Here is a 15,160-nt window from a genome sequence, read left to right as displayed (position 1 = left end):
CCCACAGTTGATTTTTGTCGTTCACAAAATCCAATGTGGGAGCGAGCCTGCTCGCGAAGGGGCCCTCAATCCAGCCCGAGTTTCTTCAGGCGATAACGCATCGACCGAAACGAAAGACTCAAACGCTGCGCCGCCGCTGTACGATTCCAGCGCGTTTCCTCCAGCGCCTGCAGGATCAGTTTGCGCTCGACGTTCTCCAGATAATCTTCAAGATTGTCGATCTGCGTCAGGTCGGCAATGCCGTCCTCGACTGCGCAATTGCCTTCGCTCAAGCGCAAATCCGCAGCCTCGATCACCTGGTTTTCGCACAGCGTGTGCGCGCGTTCGAGGACATTCTCCAGTTCTCGCACATTTCCGGGAAAACGATAACGCTTCAGTGCTTCAAGCGCTTGCGGGTGCAATTGGGCTGCCGGCTGGCCACTGTTGCTGGCCAGACGCTGGAGCATGTGCGTGGCCAGCACTTCGATGTCGTCGCGCCGTTCGCGCAGGGATGGCACGCGCAGTTCGATCACATTCAAGCGGTAATACAGATCCTGGCGAAAGCGCCCGGCGGCGACTTCCGCTTCCAGGTCTTTGTGTGTGGCGCACAGAATGCGCACATCGACCACGGTTTCTTGCTGGCCGCCGACGCTGCGCACGGCTTTTTCCTGAATCGCCCGCAGCAGCTTGACTTGCATCGACAGCGGCAGATCCGCCACTTCATCGAGAAACAGGGTGCCGCCGTGCGCGGCCTGAAACAGCCCCGGTTTGTCGTCCACCGCGCCGGTAAAGCTGCCTTTGCGATGGCCAAAAAATTCGCTCTCCATCAGCTCTGAAGGGATCGCCCCGCAATTGACCGGTACAAACGGCTGTTGCGCGCGCGGCCCTTGTTCGTGGATCAGCCGCGCGACCAGTTCTTTGCCGCTGCCCGATTCGCCGCTGATGTAGACCGGGGCCTGACTGCGCGCCAATTTGTCGATCTGTTTGCGCAGGTCGCGCATGGGCTGCGAGTCGCCGAGCAGGCGCCGATCTATCGACGATGCGACGCCACCCGCCGCTGGCATGCGCAACGCGGTGCTGACCAGTTCGCGCAGGCGCGTGAGATCAACCGGTTTGGTGAGGAAGTCGAAGGCTCCGGCTTTCAGCGCATTGATCGCGGTTTCCAGGCTGCCATAGGCGGTGATCATCGCCACCGGCAGTTGTGGATGACGTTGCTGGATGTGCTGCACCAGGTCCAGCCCCGTGCCGTCGGGCAGGCGCATGTCGGTCAGGCACAGGTCGAACGCATTGCGCTGCAACAGTGCCTGGGCTTCGCCGAGGTTGCGAGCGCTGAAAGTGTCGAGTTTCATCCGTCCCAGGGTGATTTCCAGGAGTTCGCGGATATCCGGTTCGTCGTCGACGATGAGGATTTTTTGCCGTGGGCTCGTGTTCAACTTTGTTTCCGTCCGTGAGCAAAGGTGATGCGAAAGCAGCCGCCGCCTTGGCGTGGTTTGAAGTCTAGGCGCGCCTGGTTGCTTTCGCACAGCTCACGGGACAGATAAAGCCCAAGGCCGGTGCCTTGGCTGCTGGTGGTGAAGAACGGTTCGAACAGATGCGCCTGCTGATCGGACGGGACACCGGGGCCGTTGTCCTGTACTTCGAGCACCGCCAGCTGGCTGTCGGGGTCGACGAACAGCGCCAGCCAGACTTCGGCCTGCTGGTGCAGCAGGGCGCTGTGCCGCCAGCCGTTGCGTAACAGATTGTCGAGAATCTGCGTGAGCTGGTCGGGATCCATCAACGTGATGAAGTCCCCGGAATTGATCCGCAAATGAATCGACTGGCGCTCGCTCGCCTGCTCGCGGCTCTCGGCAACAAAGTGTTCCAGCCACGGTTTGAGATCCAGCCGTTGCGGAGCGCTTTGCTGGCGGCGCGACAGTTGTAGGACGTTTTCGATGACTCGGTTCATGCGCTGGGAGTGGTCTTGAATGATCTGCGTCAGACGCCGATCGGCGCTATCGAGTTCCTCGGACTCCGCCAATAGCTGCGCGGCATGACTGATGGCGCCCAGTGGATTGCGGATTTCATGGGAGATGCCGGCAGTCAGACGCCCCAGTGCGGCGAGTTTGAGCTGCTGGGCTTGCTGAGCGATTTGCGCCAGATCTTCGAGGAACACCAGGGTTTGCTGGTTGGGACTCTGGTCGAGGGCGATGAAGCTGGGTTGCAGTTCCAGGCCGTTGCCGGGGATCTTCAGGCTCTGCGGGCGCAGGGTCGGGTTGCTCAGCCACAGCTGCAGACGCTCGACCAATGCCGGCGAGTAGTCGCTGATCAAATGCCCTTCAAGATGCGACTGGGCCAACAGATTTTTCGCGCTGTGATTGGCCAGCTGTACCCGGCGCTGTTCGTCGAGCACCAGGATGCCGGTGCGCATGCGTTGCAGAATCAGGGCGTTGAGGGCTTCAAGACTGGTGACTTCGCTGGCACGCTGTTCGGCGAGATTTTCGCTGACTTCCAGACGCCGGATCAGGCCCTGGACCAGCAACGATGCGGCAAAACACAAAGCGCCGAGGGTCCCGGCTTGCAGATAGTCATTGGCGCTCAGGGGGTGACTGAAGCCCAGCAGAAAGCTGGAGCCGACAATGCCGAGTGCGCCGATGGCGGCAATCAGCAGGCCGATGCGCCGGCGCAGCAGGGTGTTGGCGATCGCCACCGAGACAATCAACAGGTTGCCGATGGCGCTGGCCACGCCGCCCGCCGCGTAGAACAGGCCGCACAGCAACAGCACATCGACCAAGGCCAGGGTGAACAACTGCGCCGGGCGGCGGGTGTTCTCCAGGAACACCACCAGCAGAATGTTCAGCACCAGATACAACCAGCTACCGCTGCGCAGCAGATCGTCGTCGGCTGACGTCAGCAGGCGGTTGTCCATGTTGCTGGAGATCAGCAGCACCAGCGTGATGCCGACGCTCAAACGGTAGAGATGATACAGGCGCAGCAGGCGCTGAGCCTGTTTACGGTCGGCGTTGGCGACCTCAGCGACCACTGGCACCCGGGCCTTGCTCAAGGTGAGCCTGGCTGCAATACCATTGTTGCTGAAGGTTCAGCGCGCGGTCGCGGGGCAGGTGCACGCCGCAGTGAGCGCAGCGCACCATCGGCGCGGCGTCTTGCTCGCGGGGCGATTGGGTAGACGAGGCGGGCGCCTTGAATTTGCGCCACAGCCATACCGCAGCGAAAATCAGGACAATCCAGAACAGTAAACGAAGCATGATGGGCGGCTTTTCGGCTAATGATTCGGCAGTTTAGCCAAGGCGCCGGCAAGCGCACAGACTATTAATGCGCAGCCATGAAAAAGGGAGATCCGCAGATCTCCCTTTTTTGTAACGCCCGGTGTGATCAGTCGAACACGCCGAAGGTCATGTAGCTGAACCACGAACGGTCATCGTTGTTGCCTTCAGCCTCGTGATGTTCTTCCTCGATCACGTCACCGTTTTCGTCTTTAGGCTTGAGCTCGTTCGGGATTGCGTCTTTCGCGTCCTGGAACTGCTTCTGCACGTCCTGGTTGGCGCGGGTTTCTCCCGGCGGCAGCGGTGGACGCGATTCGATCAGACCCAGCGTCGCCTTGCTCAGGAACGAGCGGTTGTCGGCTTCGGCGACCGATGGCACGAACTGACCGTCCTGCAGGCTTGGGTGGTTCGGGTAGTTGAGCTTCAGGGTTTCCAGACTGGTGGCGGCCAGATCGTCCAGGTGCAGACGCTGGTAAGCCTCGGTCATCACCGCCAGGCCGTCGCCGACCGATGGGGTTTCCTGGAAGTTTTCCACTACATAACGGCCACGGTTGGCGGCGGCGACGTAGGCCTGACGAGTCAGGTAGTAGTCGGCTACGTGGATTTCGTAGGCCGCCAGCAGGTTGCGCAGGTAAATCATGCGCTGCTTGGCGTCCGGTGCGTAGCGGCTGTTCGGGTAGCGGCTGGTCAGCTGCGCGAACTCGTTGTACGAGTCGCGGGCAGCGCCGGGGTCACGCTTGGTCATGTCCAGCGGCAGGAAACGCGCCAGCAGGCCGACGTCCTGGTCGAAAGAGGTCAGACCTTTCAAGTAGTACGCGTAATCCACGTTCGGATGCTGCGGATGCAAACGAATGAAACGCTCGGCGGCGGACTTTGCAGCTTCCGGCTCGGCGTTCTTGTAGTTGGCGTAGATCAACTCCAGCTGTGCCTGATCGGCGTAGCGACCGAACGGATAACGCGACTCCAGGGCCTTCAGCTTGGCTGTGGCGCTGGTGTAGCTGTTGTTGTCCAGGTCAGTCTGAGCCTGCTGATACAGCTCGGCTTCGCTGAGGTTTTCGTCTACGACTTCCTTCGATGAGCAAGCAGCGGTCAATGCGAGGATGGCGATCAGCAGCAGGTGTTTCACTTGCATGGCGGCTTGCGTCCCTATGACGGCCGCTGTCTTGGGCGGGGCCGTCCTGTTATGATGAGCGCCCCGTTGAAAAGCCTCGGGGCAAAAGACGCCGTATTTAACCACAAGCGCGCAGCCGAAACCAAAGGCTGTGCCGACGCCAGTCAGAGCATGTCCGATAAAATTGAACTTCGCGCAGAGGTGCCGTCCGATTTGGGCGGCCAACGCCTCGATCAAGTCGCCGCCCAACTCTTCGCTGAGCACTCACGCTCGCGCCTTTCCGCCTGGATCAAAGAAGGTCGCCTGACTGTGGACGGGGCGGTCATCCGCCCGCGCGACATCGTGCATGGCGGTGCCATTCTTGAGCTGACTGCCGAGCAGGAAGCCCAGGGCGAGTGGATCGCCCAGGACATCGAGCTCGACATCGTTTATGAAGACGACGACATCCTGGTGATCAACAAGCCTGCGGGCCTGGTGGTGCACCCGGCTGCCGGCCACGCTGATGGCACCTTGCTCAATGCCTTGCTGCACCACGTGCCGGACATCATCAATGTCCCGCGCGCCGGTATCGTGCACCGCCTGGACAAGGACACCACCGGTCTGATGGTGGTGGCCAAGACCATTCAGGCGCAGACCAAGCTTGTTGCCCAGCTGCAAAGCCGCAGCGTCAGCCGGATCTACGAGTGCATCGTGATCGGTGTCGTGACCGCCGGGGGCAAGATCAACGCCCCGATCGGCCGTCATGGTCAGCAGCGCCAGCGCATGGCAGTGATGGAAGGCGGCAAGCCGGCCGTCAGTCATTACCGCGTGCTGGAGCGTTTCCGGTCCCACACGCATGTGCGGGTCAAACTGGAAACCGGCCGGACCCACCAGATTCGTGTGCACATGTCGCACATCAACTTCCCGTTGGTCGGCGACCCGGCGTACGGTGGTCGTTTCCGCATTCCGCCAGCCGCGAACCCGACCATGGTCGAGTCGCTCAAGCACTTCCCGCGTCAGGCCCTGCACGCGCGCTTCCTTGAGCTGGATCATCCGACCACTGGTGAGCGCATGAGCTGGGAATCGCCGCTGCCGGAAGATTTCGTCTGGCTGCTGACCCTGCTCAAGCAGGATCGCGAGGCATTCGTCGGATGAACTGGCTGACGCCGGACTGGCCTGCGCCGGCCAGCGTCAGCGCCTGTGTCACCACCCGCGAGGGGGGTGTCAGCGAGGCGCCGTTCGACAGCCTCAATCTGGGCGATCATGTCGATGATCGCCCGGAAGCAGTCGCCGAGAATCGTCGGCGTCTGACCGAACACTTCTCGATAAAGCCTGCCTGGTTGCAGCAAGTACACGGGACTGCCGTGGCTCATGCTGATCCGGGCGTGGTTGCCACCGCCGATGCCAGTTGGACGGCGACTCCCGGGATTGCCTGCACGGCGATGACCGCAGATTGCCTGCCGGCGTTGTTCTGCAACCGTGCCGGTACTCGCGTCGCGGCGGCTCACGCTGGTTGGCGCGGTTTGGCGGCGGGCGTACTGGAAGCCACTCTCGATCATCTCGACACCGCTGCGGCGGACGTACTGGTCTGGCTCGGTCCGGCCATTGGCCCGAAGGCCTTTGAAGTCGGCCCGGAAGTCCGCGAAGTCTTCGTCAATCAATTGCCGGAAGCGGCATCCGCCTTCGCCCCCAGCCACAATGCTGGCAAGTTCATGGCTGACATCTATCTGCTGGCGCGCCTGCGTCTGGCTGAACGGGGTGTCACTGCGGTTTATGGCGGCGGTTTCTGCACTGTGACCGATCCACGCTTCTTTTCTTACCGCCGTGCGTCGCGCACTGGCCGTTTCGCCTCCCTTGTCTGGCTCACCCGCTAGACTTGCCTGACCTGAATCAACTCGCTGACGCTTGAATCTCCCAGAATCGACCGCATCTACAGTGGTATCTGGCAGGTTTCTTTATTCAGGATGGTTTTTAGGTCCGGCCTGCTCAAAAGGAAGGTGACCCATGCGTATAGACCGTTTAACCAGCAAATTACAGTTGGCGTTGTCCGACGCCCAATCCCTGGCCGTTGGCCACGATCATCCGGCCATCGAGCCGGCGCATTTGATGCAAGCCATGCTTGAACAGCAGGGTGGTTCGATCAAACCCCTGTTGATGCAAGTCGGCTTCGACGTCAACAGCTTGCGCAAAGAGCTGACCAAAGAGCTCGACCAATTACCGAAAATCCAGAACCCGACCGGCGACGTCAACATGTCGCAGGATCTGGCGCGCCTGCTCAATCAGGCTGATCGTCTGGCCCAGCAGAAGGGCGACCAGTTCATTTCCAGCGAGCTGGTGCTGCTCGCCGCGATGGACGAGAACAGCAAGCTCGGCAAATTGCTGCTCGGCCAGGGCGTGAGCAAGAAAGCCCTGGAAAACGCGATCAACAACCTGCGCGGTGGTGAGGCGGTGAATGACGCCAACCACGAAGAGTCGCGTCAGGCGCTGGACAAATACACCGTCGACCTGACCAAGCGCGCCGAAGACGGCAAGCTCGATCCGGTGATCGGCCGTGACGACGAAATTCGCCGCACCATTCAGGTTCTGCAGCGTCGCACCAAGAACAACCCGGTGCTGATCGGTGAACCTGGCGTGGGTAAAACCGCGATTGCCGAAGGTCTGGCCCAGCGCATCATCAACGGCGAAGTGCCGGACGGCCTCAAGGGCAAACGTCTGCTGTCGCTGGACATGGGCGCGCTGATTGCCGGTGCCAAGTATCGCGGTGAGTTCGAGGAACGCCTGAAAGCGCTGCTCAACGAACTGTCGAAGCAGGAAGGGCAGATCATTCTGTTCATCGACGAGCTGCACACCATGGTCGGCGCGGGTAAGGGCGAAGGCTCGATGGATGCCGGCAACATGCTCAAACCGGCACTGGCGCGCGGTGAGCTGCACTGCGTCGGCGCTACCACGCTCAACGAGTACCGCCAATATATAGAGAAGGATGCGGCCCTCGAACGGCGTTTCCAGAAAGTGCTGGTGGACGAGCCGAGCGAAGAAGACACCATCGCCATTCTGCGTGGCCTCAAGGAGCGTTATGAGGTTCACCATAAAGTGGCGATCACCGACGGCGCGATCATCGCCGCGGCCAAGCTCAGCCATCGTTACATCACTGACCGGCAGTTGCCGGACAAGGCCATCGACCTGATTGACGAGGCCGCCAGCCGTATTCGCATGGAGATCGACTCCAAGCCGGAAGTGCTGGATCGTCTGGAGCGTCGCCTGATTCAGCTCAAGGTTGAATCTCAGGCCCTGAAGAAAGAAAGCGATGAAGCGGCGATGAAACGCCTGGAAAAACTCCAGGAAGAAATCGTCCGCCTCGAGCGTGAATATTCGGATCTGGAAGAAATCTGGAACTCGGAAAAAGCCGAGGTGCAGGGTTCGGCGCAGATTCAGCAGAAGATCGAGCAGTCGCGTCAGGAGCTGGAAGCGGCGCGCCGTAAAGGCGACCTCAACCGCATGGCCGAATTGCAGTACGGGGTGATCCCGGATCTGGAACGCAGCCTGCAAATGGTCGATCAGCACGGCAAGAGCGAAAACCAGCTGCTGCGCAGCAAGGTGACCGAAGAGGAAATCGCCGAAGTCGTTTCGAAGTGGACCGGTATTCCGGTGTCGAAAATGCTCGAAGGCGAGCGCGACAAGCTGATGAAGATGGAAAGCCTGTTGCATCAGCGTGTGATTGGTCAGGACGAGGCGGTGGTCGCGGTCGCCAACGCGGTACGGCGCTCGCGTGCCGGACTGGCGGATCCGAATCGTCCGAGCGGCTCGTTCATGTTCCTCGGCCCGACCGGTGTCGGTAAAACCGAGCTGTGCAAGGCGCTGGCCGAATTCCTCTTTGATACCGAAGAGGCAATGGTGCGGATCGACATGTCCGAGTTCATGGAGAAACATTCCGTGGCGCGGCTGATCGGGGCGCCACCAGGCTACGTGGGTTACGAGGAGGGCGGTTACCTGACCGAAGCGGTACGTCGCAAGCCTTACTCGGTGATCCTGCTGGACGAGGTCGAGAAGGCGCATCCGGATGTATTCAACATCCTGCTGCAAGTGCTTGAGGATGGACGGCTGACCGACAGCCACGGACGCACGGTGGATTTCCGCAATACCGTGATCGTCATGACCTCGAACCTCGGTTCGTCGCAGATCCAGGAACTGGTCGGTGATCGTGAGGCCCAGCGTGCAGCGGTGATGGACGCGCTGACGTCGCACTTCCGTCCCGAGTTCATCAACCGGGTCGACGAAGTGGTGATCTTCGAGCCACTGGCGCGGGATCAGATCGCGGGGATTACCGAGATCCAGTTGGGCCGTCTGCGCAGTCGTCTGGCCGAGCGCGAGCTGAAGCTGGAACTGAGTCCGGAAGCGATGGACAAGCTGATTGCCGTGGGTTACGACCCGGTTTATGGCGCACGTCCACTCAAACGTGCGATCCAGCGCTGGATCGAAAACCCGTTGGCGCAGTTGATCCTGTCGGGGCATTTCATGCCGGGCGATACGGCAACCGGCAAGGTCGTGAACGACGAAATCGTTTTCGACTGAGCGGCAACGCCAATGAAATAAGGAAGGCCTCGCTTTGCGAGGCCTTTTTTTCGTTAGGCTGTTGAAGTCTAAGGAAAAGGCTTGTAAAGTGCGCCCCGCAGTCAGTCACCCGCAGCATCTCAGCTCACTGAGCTGAAATCTGAAATAAGTTGCAAATCATTAACTTGAAAGCGATTTAGGGGGTTGACAGAGGTGTTCTAGGTTGTAGAATAGCGCGCCTCAGACACACGAACGCAGCGATGCGAACGGAAGTCTAAGAGCTGTAAGTTTCACCGTTGTAAATTGAAATATGTAGTTCCGTGATAGCTCAGTCGGTAGAGCAAATGACTGTTAATCATTGGGTCCCAGGTTCGAGTCCTGGTCACGGAGCCAATTTCAAGCCGGGGTATAGCGCAGTCCGGTAGCGCGCCTGCTTTGGGAGCAGGATGTCAGGAGTTCGAATCCCCTTACCCCGACCATTTTTGGGTCGTTAGCTCAGTTGGTAGAGCAGTTGGCTTTTAACCAATTGGTCGTAGGTTCGAATCCCACACGACCCACCATTTTTGAAACCAGGTAACACTGGGATCGAATCTTAAGATCAGAGGCCAAAAGCGCTGATCGAAGAAGGCGATCTTTGAAAGGTCGCCTTTTTTTTACCGGGGTATAGCGCAGTCCGGTAGCGCGCCTGCTTTGGGAGCAGGATGTCAGGAGTTCGAATCCCCTTACCCCGACCATATTAAAAATCCTCGTATCGAAAGATACGGGGATTTTTTTTGTCCTCGCGAAAGACAATTCCCTTCAAGTCATCGTACAACTTGCCGATAGCCCGCTAACGAGAGGGGACTGCCGCTGTTCGCCCCTTCAATCTGGCCAATACAAGAATAAGGGCGTCCGTCATGTTGCTTCGTCAGTTGAATATTGCACCACGTGCCGCATTGGGTTTTGCCCTGATCGCGGTCCTGGTGGCGCTGCTTGGGGTATTCGCCTTGGGGCAGATGTCGAGCATCCGTGACAGTGAGGTCGCGGTCGAGAGCCAGTGGTTGCCGAGCATTCGCGGCGGTGACGAGATTCGCGAGCTGATGTTGCGGATCCGCACGATTTCCCTGCGCATGGCGCTTGATCAGGATCCGAAGAACGTCGCGACTTACCGCAGCCAGATGGATACCCGCGACAAGGAGCTGAGCGAGAAGATCGCCGCCTACGACAAACTGGTCACCACGCCGGAAGGCCAGCAGCTCTATGACCAGTTCAAAACAACCTTCGCCGCGTATCGCACCGGCATCGCGCAATCCTTCACCCTGGCCGATCAAGGCCAGCGTGACGAACTGACCAAATTGTTGCTGGTTGATATGAAAACCGTGGTCGACGGCTCCGGCAAGCAGCTCAATGACCTGGCAGATCTGTTCGCCAAACAGGTTGCTGCGGAGAGCCAGAAATCCGCTGACCACTACCAGACCTCACGCACCATCGTCAGTCTGTTCATCGCGCTGGCGGCGCTGGCCACGGTGGCGCTGGCCATGTTGCTCACCCGCAGCATCATTCGTCCGTTGAGCACGGCCGTCAGCGCTGCCGAAAGTGTGGCCCAAGGCGACCTGACCCGACCGATCGAAACCCACGGTAACGATGAAGTCAGCCGTTTGCTCAAGGCGCTGGCAACCATGCAGCAGAACCTGCGGGAAACGCTGCAAGGCATCAGCGGTTCGGCCACGCAATTGGCCACCGCTGCCGATGAGCTCAACGCGGTAACGCTCGACAGCACACAAGGCCTGCAGCAGCAGAACAACGAAATCGAACAGGCCGCCACGGCGGTCAATGAAATGACCACGGCGGTTGAAGAAGTCGCGCGCAACGCGGTGTCGACGTCCGATGCCACCCGCCAATCCAGTGAGTCGGCGCAACTGGGGCAGGCGCGGGTCAGCGACACCGCATCGGCGATCAATGCACTGGCCAGCGATGTGCAGCACACCGGCGAATTGGTGCAATCGCTGGCCAACCAGTCGCAAGACATCGGCAAAGTGCTGGATGTGATCCGTGCGATTGCCGAGCAGACCAACCTGCTTGCGCTCAACGCGGCCATTGAGGCAGCACGCGCAGGGGAGAGCGGACGCGGTTTTGCGGTGGTTGCCGATGAGGTGCGGGCGCTGGCCTATCGCACTCAGCAATCGACGCAGGAGATCGAGCAGATGGTGCAGGGCATGCGCACCGGTTCAAGCCTGGCGCTGGATTCGATGCAGGCCAGCGCTGCGCGGGCCACATCCACGCTGGCGTTGGCCGAGCGCGCGGGGGAGGCGCTGGAAACCATCACCGCGTCAGTGCATGAGATTCATGAGCGCAATCTGGTGATTGCCAGTGCGGCGGAGGAGCAGGCGCAAGTCGCGCGGGAAGTGGATCGTAATCTGGTGAATATTCGCGACCTGTCAGTCCGTTCCGCAGCGGGAGCCGATCAGACCAGCGCGTCGAGTCACCAACTGTCGCAACTGGCCAACGCGCTGCAAGGCATGGTGCGGCGCTTCCAGCTCTGATGTGCAGAGATCGATTGCAGGAGTGAGCTGGATTTTTGAGCTGCGCAGAACAGTGTGGGAGCGGGCTTGCTCGCGAAAGCGGTGTATCAGTCGACATGAATGTTGAATGACACGACCTCTTCGCGAGCAAGCCCGCTCCCACAGTTTTAGATCAATGCAGCTTCAAGCGTGGCTCGGTGCCGCGGCCGATCTTGCTGCCCAGCATCAGCATCGCCGTGCGGAACGGTCCGTACAGTGCCATCTGGTGCATGCGGTACAGCGACACGTAAAACATCCGCGCCAGCCAGCCCTCCAGCATCACACTGCCGGTCAGGTTACCCATCAAGTTACCCACAGCCGAAAAACGCGACAGCGAAATCAGCGAGCCGTAGTCGGTGTACTTGTACTCCGGCAGGGTTTTGCCTTCGATACGCAGCTTCAGCGACTTGGCCAGCAACGACGCCTGTTGGTGCGCGGCTTGCGCACGCGGCGGCACGTTGCGATCCGAACCCGGTTGCGGGCAGGCGGCGCAGTCACCGAAGGCGAAAATGTTTTCGTCGCGGGTGGTCTGCAACGTCGGCAGCACTTGCAGTTGATTGATACGGTTGGTTTCCAGACCGTCGATGTCCTTGAGGAAACCCGGCGCGCGAATGCCGGCGGCCCAGACTTTCAGGCTGGCCTTGATCACGTTGCCATCGGCGGTGATCAGGCTGTCGGCGGTCACTTCGCTGACCGAAGCGTTGGTCATCACATTGACCCCGAGTTTCTCCAGAGTCTTGTGCACCGGGCCGCTGATGCGCTCCGGCAGGGCTGGCAACACCCGTGGGCCGGCTTCGATCAGGGTGATGTGCATGTTTTCCGGTTTGATTCGGTCCAGACCGTAGGCCGCCAGTTCGTGTGCGGCATTGTGCAGTTCTGCCGCCAGCTCGACACCCGTGGCGCCGGCCCCGACGATCGCCACACTGATCTGCTCGATCACATCGGTCTGCCCGGCATGCGCGCGCAGGTAGTGGTTGAGCAACTGCTGGTGGAAGCGTTCGGCCTGTTTGCGGGTGTCGAGGAACAGGCAGTGCTGCGCTGCGCCCTGGGTGCCGAAATCGTTGGTGGTGCTGCCGACGCTGATCACTAGCGTGTCGTAGGCCACTTCACGCGCAGGAACCAGTTCCACGCCGTTTTCGTCGTAGGTGGCGGCCAGCTGGATTTTCTTCTGCGCGCGATCGAGCCCGCTCATGCGTCCCAGCTGGAACTCGAAGTGGTTCCATTTCGCCTGGGCAACATAGTTGAGTTCATCCTCGGAAGAGTTCAGCGATCCGGCGGCCACTTCGTGCAGCAGGGGCTTCCAGATGTGCGTGAGGTTCGCGTCGACCAGCATCACACTGGCCGTGCCGCGCTTGCCCAGAGTCTTACCCAGACGGGTAGCCAACTCCAGACCGCCGGCGCCGCCGCCGACAATAACAATACGATGGGACATAGGGATCACTCGCAAGGTTTTTAAAGGAAATCGGTGCAATCACCTTCGCGAGCGCAATGCTGCTCATAGCGTCAGGTAACTGATAAGTCGGCTCAGCAGGCCCAGACCAATGGTCACTGCCAGCACCAGCACCAGGAGCATCCACGGCCGAAAAGGCCGGCGCTCGACACGGTGTTGGGACAGTTGCAGGTACTCTTCGACATGCTTTTGGTCTTCGGGGTTCAGGCGGCTGGTCATAAAGGCCTCGTCAGGTAGACGTTGCTGAATGTGCAGAAGCTACAGCGGTTTTCAACCGGGGTTGAACGCAGCATAGCCGCTGTCCGGAACCGGTTCGACAGACACACCGTCGTCGAGGCGAATGATCCCGCTTTGTAACACCCGCGCGGTTATTCCGCCATGCCCGCGCACCGCTTGAAAGGTGCCGGGACCGAGGTTGTTTTGCAGGCGCGCACAGGGCTGGCACCAACCGGTGGTCTCGAATATTGCCTGACCGATGCGAAAGCGCCGACCCTTGAGACTAAACAGATTGATACCGCTGATGACCAGATTGCGCCGCAGGTCTTCAGGCCTCACGGGTTGATCTTCAGGCCGGCCCATCAACGCGCTGATCACGGCCAGGTGTTCGAACTGAATCAACGTTACTTGCCGCGCGTTGCGCACGCCGGGGCGGGCGTGGTCACCGGTCAATCCGGCTTCGAGCCGTGCCTCGACCGCGTCTAGCTCGATCATCGGGCCGCGAGACTCGGGGCGCACGCCGATCCAGCGTACGCGGCCAGTCTGCGGGACGTCGGCAATCAACTGCTGCAGCGGCGTCACAGGCTGATCCCGACATCGAAGACGATACTGCGACCGAGGTTGCTGCGCAGAAAGTCCGGCGCATCGGGATGGGCGAACAGCACCCGGGCGAAGGTCGGGCCGACCAGCGACAGCGAGCGCCAACCCTGACGCAGATACTCGGTCGGTGGTGGAAAATGGCTGTTGAGGTCCAGCACTTCGCGCTTGAGGCTGGCGAAGGCGATGATGTCCAGTTCGCCCAGATCCATGCCGCGTTCCTTGTAGTTGTGCGCTTTTTTGCGCAAGGTCGGCGCCAGTCGCAGTAAGAATTCATTGGCCGGGATCCGCCGTGGCTTGGCTTCACGACGCACCAACTGGCTGAGGGAAAACGCACTGCGGCGGCGTTGCAGTTCATCGCGCCATTCGTCGTTGAGCCGGCGGCCTTCATCGAGAACGAAGAACACTTCGAAATTGGCATCGCGAAACAGCACGTCCGGCGGCTCGCCGGCGGGGGCGAACTCATCGACACGGTAGGGAATGTTCAAGCCTTGCAGCAGGCGCTGGCAGACCCAACGCTCACGCTCCCATTTGCGGGCATTGGACAGGAACGCGTTGGCTTGCTCGGCCGCAATGGTCAGCAGGCGTAAGTAATCTGAGTCATCCATAGGCCAAGCTTAGCGTTCAAATGCGACAAGCAGAAAGCTTTGCATCGGCTGATGCCCGGAAGAGGGCGGTGTAGACTCCGATGAAGGAATCAAACCCATGGAGAAGGTAAGGGATTCATGATCGGTGCAGAACTGCTGTCCTCGACGAGCCTGACACTCGGCTGGCTGATTTACCTGCCGGTGCTGTTGTGGGCGATCTGTCGTGCGCCGTGGGTCGAGTTGTTCAGCGACAGTCGTCGTCAGCATCTGCTGTTCGGCACTGTGTTCGCCTTGTTTCTGCTGTGGATGGTGCGCAGGGATTTCGACACCGGGGTTTCTTATCACTTCATCGGCATGACCGCCGTGACGTTGCTGCTCGACTGGCCGCTGGCGATCATCGGCGGGCTGGTGGCGCAGCTCGGGCTGGTGTTGCTCGGACGTCAGGATCTGGCGGCGGTCGGGGTCAACGGTACGTTGCTGATCCTGTTGCCGGTGTTGATCACCGAGTGCGTGGCGATGGTGGTCGAGCGCGCCCAGCCGCGTAATCCGTTTGTGTACATCTTCTGTTCCGGGTTCTTTGCCGCAGCGTTGTCCGCATTGCTGTGTCTGACGCTGAGTCTGGGCCTGCTGTGGTACGACGGCCTGTTTGCCATGCCGGAATGGCTGGAAGACTTCATCGGCTACCTGTGGCTGCTGATCTTTCCCGAAGCGTTCATCAACGGCATGGTGATCAGCGCGCTGGTGGTGTTCAGCCCCGAGTGGCTGGAAACCTTCAACCGCACCCGCTACCTTTCGGCGCCGTGGAAGGACGACGATCCCAAGTCTTGATCCACATCAAATCCGTCATCCACGCGGCATTTCATGCTCGGCCAAATTCCTTCAGGAGCAGCGGC

At 60.2% G+C, this 15,160-nt stretch carries 13 protein-coding genes, 4 tRNA genes and 1 pseudogene; 10 read left to right on the top strand and 8 right to left on the bottom strand.

Annotation, left to right across the window (positions count from 1 at the left end; all coding sequences use genetic code 11):
- Nucleotides 1-65: 65 nt before the first annotated feature.
- The 4 genes from QRN61_RS26140 to QRN61_RS26125 all read right to left on the bottom strand — a co-directional run bounded on the left by QRN61_RS26140 (nucleotide 66) and on the right by QRN61_RS26125 (nucleotide 4,371).
- Nucleotides 66-1,412 carry a sigma-54-dependent transcriptional regulator gene (locus tag QRN61_RS26140; RefSeq protein WP_134787358.1) on the bottom strand — a complete coding sequence of 449 codons (1,347 nt, stop codon included), beginning with the start codon at nucleotides 1,410-1,412 and terminating at the stop codon, nucleotides 66-68.
- Nucleotides 1,409-2,998: a sensor histidine kinase gene (locus tag QRN61_RS26135; RefSeq protein WP_096795281.1), complete on the bottom strand. Its 1,590-nt coding sequence runs from the start codon at nucleotides 2,996-2,998 to the stop codon at nucleotides 1,409-1,411. The genes QRN61_RS26140 and QRN61_RS26135 overlap by 4 nt, the downstream gene beginning before the upstream one ends.
- Nucleotides 2,988-3,221, bottom strand: coding sequence for a PP0621 family protein (locus tag QRN61_RS26130; RefSeq protein WP_096795226.1), 234 nt, complete (start codon nucleotides 3,219-3,221; stop codon nucleotides 2,988-2,990). The genes QRN61_RS26135 and QRN61_RS26130 overlap by 11 nt, the downstream gene beginning before the upstream one ends.
- A 127-nt stretch (nucleotides 3,222-3,348) precedes the next feature.
- Nucleotides 3,349-4,371 (bottom strand): outer membrane protein assembly factor BamD, encoded by a 1,023-nt coding sequence (locus tag QRN61_RS26125; RefSeq protein WP_027612809.1) that lies wholly within the window; start codon nucleotides 4,369-4,371, stop codon nucleotides 3,349-3,351.
- A 150-nt stretch (nucleotides 4,372-4,521) separates the two neighbouring features.
- On the opposite strand from QRN61_RS26125, the gene rluD reads away from it, so the two are divergent.
- The 9 genes and pseudogenes from rluD to QRN61_RS27835 all read left to right on the top strand — a co-directional run bounded on the left by rluD (nucleotide 4,522) and on the right by QRN61_RS27835 (nucleotide 11,399).
- Entirely contained in the window at nucleotides 4,522-5,484 is a 963-nt protein-coding gene (gene rluD / locus QRN61_RS26120) for a 23S rRNA pseudouridine(1911/1915/1917) synthase RluD (protein ID WP_007963852.1), read from the top strand.
- Nucleotides 5,481-6,203 carry a peptidoglycan editing factor PgeF gene (gene pgeF, locus QRN61_RS26115; protein WP_097089232.1) on the top strand — a complete coding sequence of 241 codons (723 nt, stop codon included), beginning with the start codon at nucleotides 5,481-5,483 and terminating at the stop codon, nucleotides 6,201-6,203. The genes rluD and pgeF overlap by 4 nt, the downstream gene beginning before the upstream one ends.
- Nucleotides 6,204-6,333: 130 nt before the next feature.
- Nucleotides 6,334-8,898, top strand: a complete 2,565-nt coding sequence (clpB, locus tag QRN61_RS26110) for an ATP-dependent chaperone ClpB (protein ID WP_285376165.1) — start codon at nucleotides 6,334-6,336, stop codon at nucleotides 8,896-8,898.
- Nucleotides 8,899-9,194: 296 nt separating this feature from the next.
- A tRNA-Asn gene (locus tag QRN61_RS26105) sits at nucleotides 9,195-9,270 on the top strand.
- Nucleotides 9,271-9,279: 9 nt separating this feature from the next.
- Nucleotides 9,280-9,356: transfer RNA gene (locus QRN61_RS26100), tRNA-Pro, on the top strand.
- A gap of 5 nt (nucleotides 9,357-9,361) precedes the next feature.
- A tRNA-Lys gene (locus tag QRN61_RS26095) sits at nucleotides 9,362-9,437 on the top strand.
- Between the two features lie 97 nt (nucleotides 9,438-9,534).
- Nucleotides 9,535-9,611: transfer RNA gene (locus tag QRN61_RS26090), tRNA-Pro, on the top strand.
- Between the two features lie 162 nt (nucleotides 9,612-9,773).
- Nucleotides 9,774-10,544: pseudogene (locus QRN61_RS27840) on the top strand (MCP four helix bundle domain-containing protein); the annotation flags it as partial.
- A complete protein-coding gene (locus tag QRN61_RS27835) occupies nucleotides 10,536-11,399 on the top strand; it encodes a methyl-accepting chemotaxis protein (protein ID WP_373558108.1) in 864 nt (287 codons plus the stop codon). The pseudogene QRN61_RS27840 and the gene QRN61_RS27835, both read left to right, overlap by 9 nt.
- A 151-nt stretch (nucleotides 11,400-11,550) precedes the next feature.
- Here the strand turns inward: QRN61_RS27835 and QRN61_RS26080 are convergent, their stop codons facing one another.
- The 4 genes from QRN61_RS26080 to QRN61_RS26065 form a co-directional block, all read right to left on the bottom strand.
- Nucleotides 11,551-12,849 (bottom strand): NAD(P)/FAD-dependent oxidoreductase, encoded by a 1,299-nt coding sequence (locus tag QRN61_RS26080; protein ID WP_285376161.1) that lies wholly within the window; start codon nucleotides 12,847-12,849, stop codon nucleotides 11,551-11,553.
- A 63-nt stretch (nucleotides 12,850-12,912) separates the two neighbouring features.
- Nucleotides 12,913-13,086: a DUF3094 family protein gene (locus tag QRN61_RS26075; RefSeq protein ID WP_003228304.1), complete on the bottom strand. Its 174-nt coding sequence runs from the start codon at nucleotides 13,084-13,086 to the stop codon at nucleotides 12,913-12,915.
- Nucleotides 13,087-13,137: 51 nt separating this feature from the next.
- Nucleotides 13,138-13,665: an MOSC domain-containing protein gene (locus QRN61_RS26070; RefSeq protein ID WP_096795222.1), complete on the bottom strand. Its 528-nt coding sequence runs from the start codon at nucleotides 13,663-13,665 to the stop codon at nucleotides 13,138-13,140.
- Complete coding sequence (locus QRN61_RS26065; protein WP_025108806.1) at nucleotides 13,662-14,288, bottom strand: DUF1780 domain-containing protein; 627 nt, start codon at nucleotides 14,286-14,288, stop codon at nucleotides 13,662-13,664. Before QRN61_RS26065 ends, QRN61_RS26070 begins: the two co-directional genes overlap by 4 nt.
- 117 nt (nucleotides 14,289-14,405) lie before the next feature.
- On the opposite strand from QRN61_RS26065, the gene QRN61_RS26060 reads away from it, so the two are divergent.
- Nucleotides 14,406-15,095 (top strand): energy-coupling factor ABC transporter permease, encoded by a 690-nt coding sequence (locus QRN61_RS26060; RefSeq protein ID WP_183786030.1) that lies wholly within the window; start codon nucleotides 14,406-14,408, stop codon nucleotides 15,093-15,095.
- The last annotated feature ends 65 nt before the right edge of the window (nucleotides 15,096-15,160 follow it).

Source organism: Pseudomonas sp. lyk4-TYG-107, assembly GCF_030209055.1.
Taxonomy (GTDB): domain Bacteria; phylum Pseudomonadota; class Gammaproteobacteria; order Pseudomonadales; family Pseudomonadaceae; genus Aquipseudomonas; species Aquipseudomonas putida_A.
This window is presented reverse-complemented; position numbering and strand designations above follow the sequence as displayed.

What these genes read in the sequence shown, in the direction of transcription:
- QRN61_RS26130 (WP_096795226.1), bottom strand. Translation starts at nt 3,221, where the DNA reads ATGCTTCGTTTACTGTTCTGGATTGTCCTGATTTTCGCTGCGGTATGG.
- QRN61_RS26125 (WP_027612809.1), bottom strand. Translation starts at nt 4,371, where the DNA reads ATGCAAGTGAAACACCTGCTGCTGATCGCCATCCTCGCATTGACCGCT.
- rluD (WP_007963852.1), top strand. Translation starts at nt 4,522, where the DNA reads ATGTCCGATAAAATTGAACTTCGCGCAGAGGTGCCGTCCGATTTGGGC.
- pgeF (WP_097089232.1), top strand. Translation starts at nt 5,481, where the DNA reads ATGAACTGGCTGACGCCGGACTGGCCTGCGCCGGCCAGCGTCAGCGCC.
- clpB (WP_285376165.1), top strand. Translation starts at nt 6,334, where the DNA reads ATGCGTATAGACCGTTTAACCAGCAAATTACAGTTGGCGTTGTCCGAC.
- QRN61_RS27835 (WP_373558108.1), top strand. Translation starts at nt 10,536, where the DNA reads ATGCAGCAGAACCTGCGGGAAACGCTGCAAGGCATCAGCGGTTCGGCC.
- QRN61_RS26080 (WP_285376161.1), bottom strand. Translation starts at nt 12,849, where the DNA reads ATGTCCCATCGTATTGTTATTGTCGGCGGCGGCGCCGGCGGTCTGGAG.
- QRN61_RS26075 (WP_003228304.1), bottom strand. Translation starts at nt 13,086, where the DNA reads ATGACCAGCCGCCTGAACCCCGAAGACCAAAAGCATGTCGAAGAGTAC.
- QRN61_RS26065 (WP_025108806.1), bottom strand. Translation starts at nt 14,288, where the DNA reads ATGGATGACTCAGATTACTTACGCCTGCTGACCATTGCGGCCGAGCAA.
- QRN61_RS26060 (WP_183786030.1), top strand. Translation starts at nt 14,406, where the DNA reads ATGATCGGTGCAGAACTGCTGTCCTCGACGAGCCTGACACTCGGCTGG.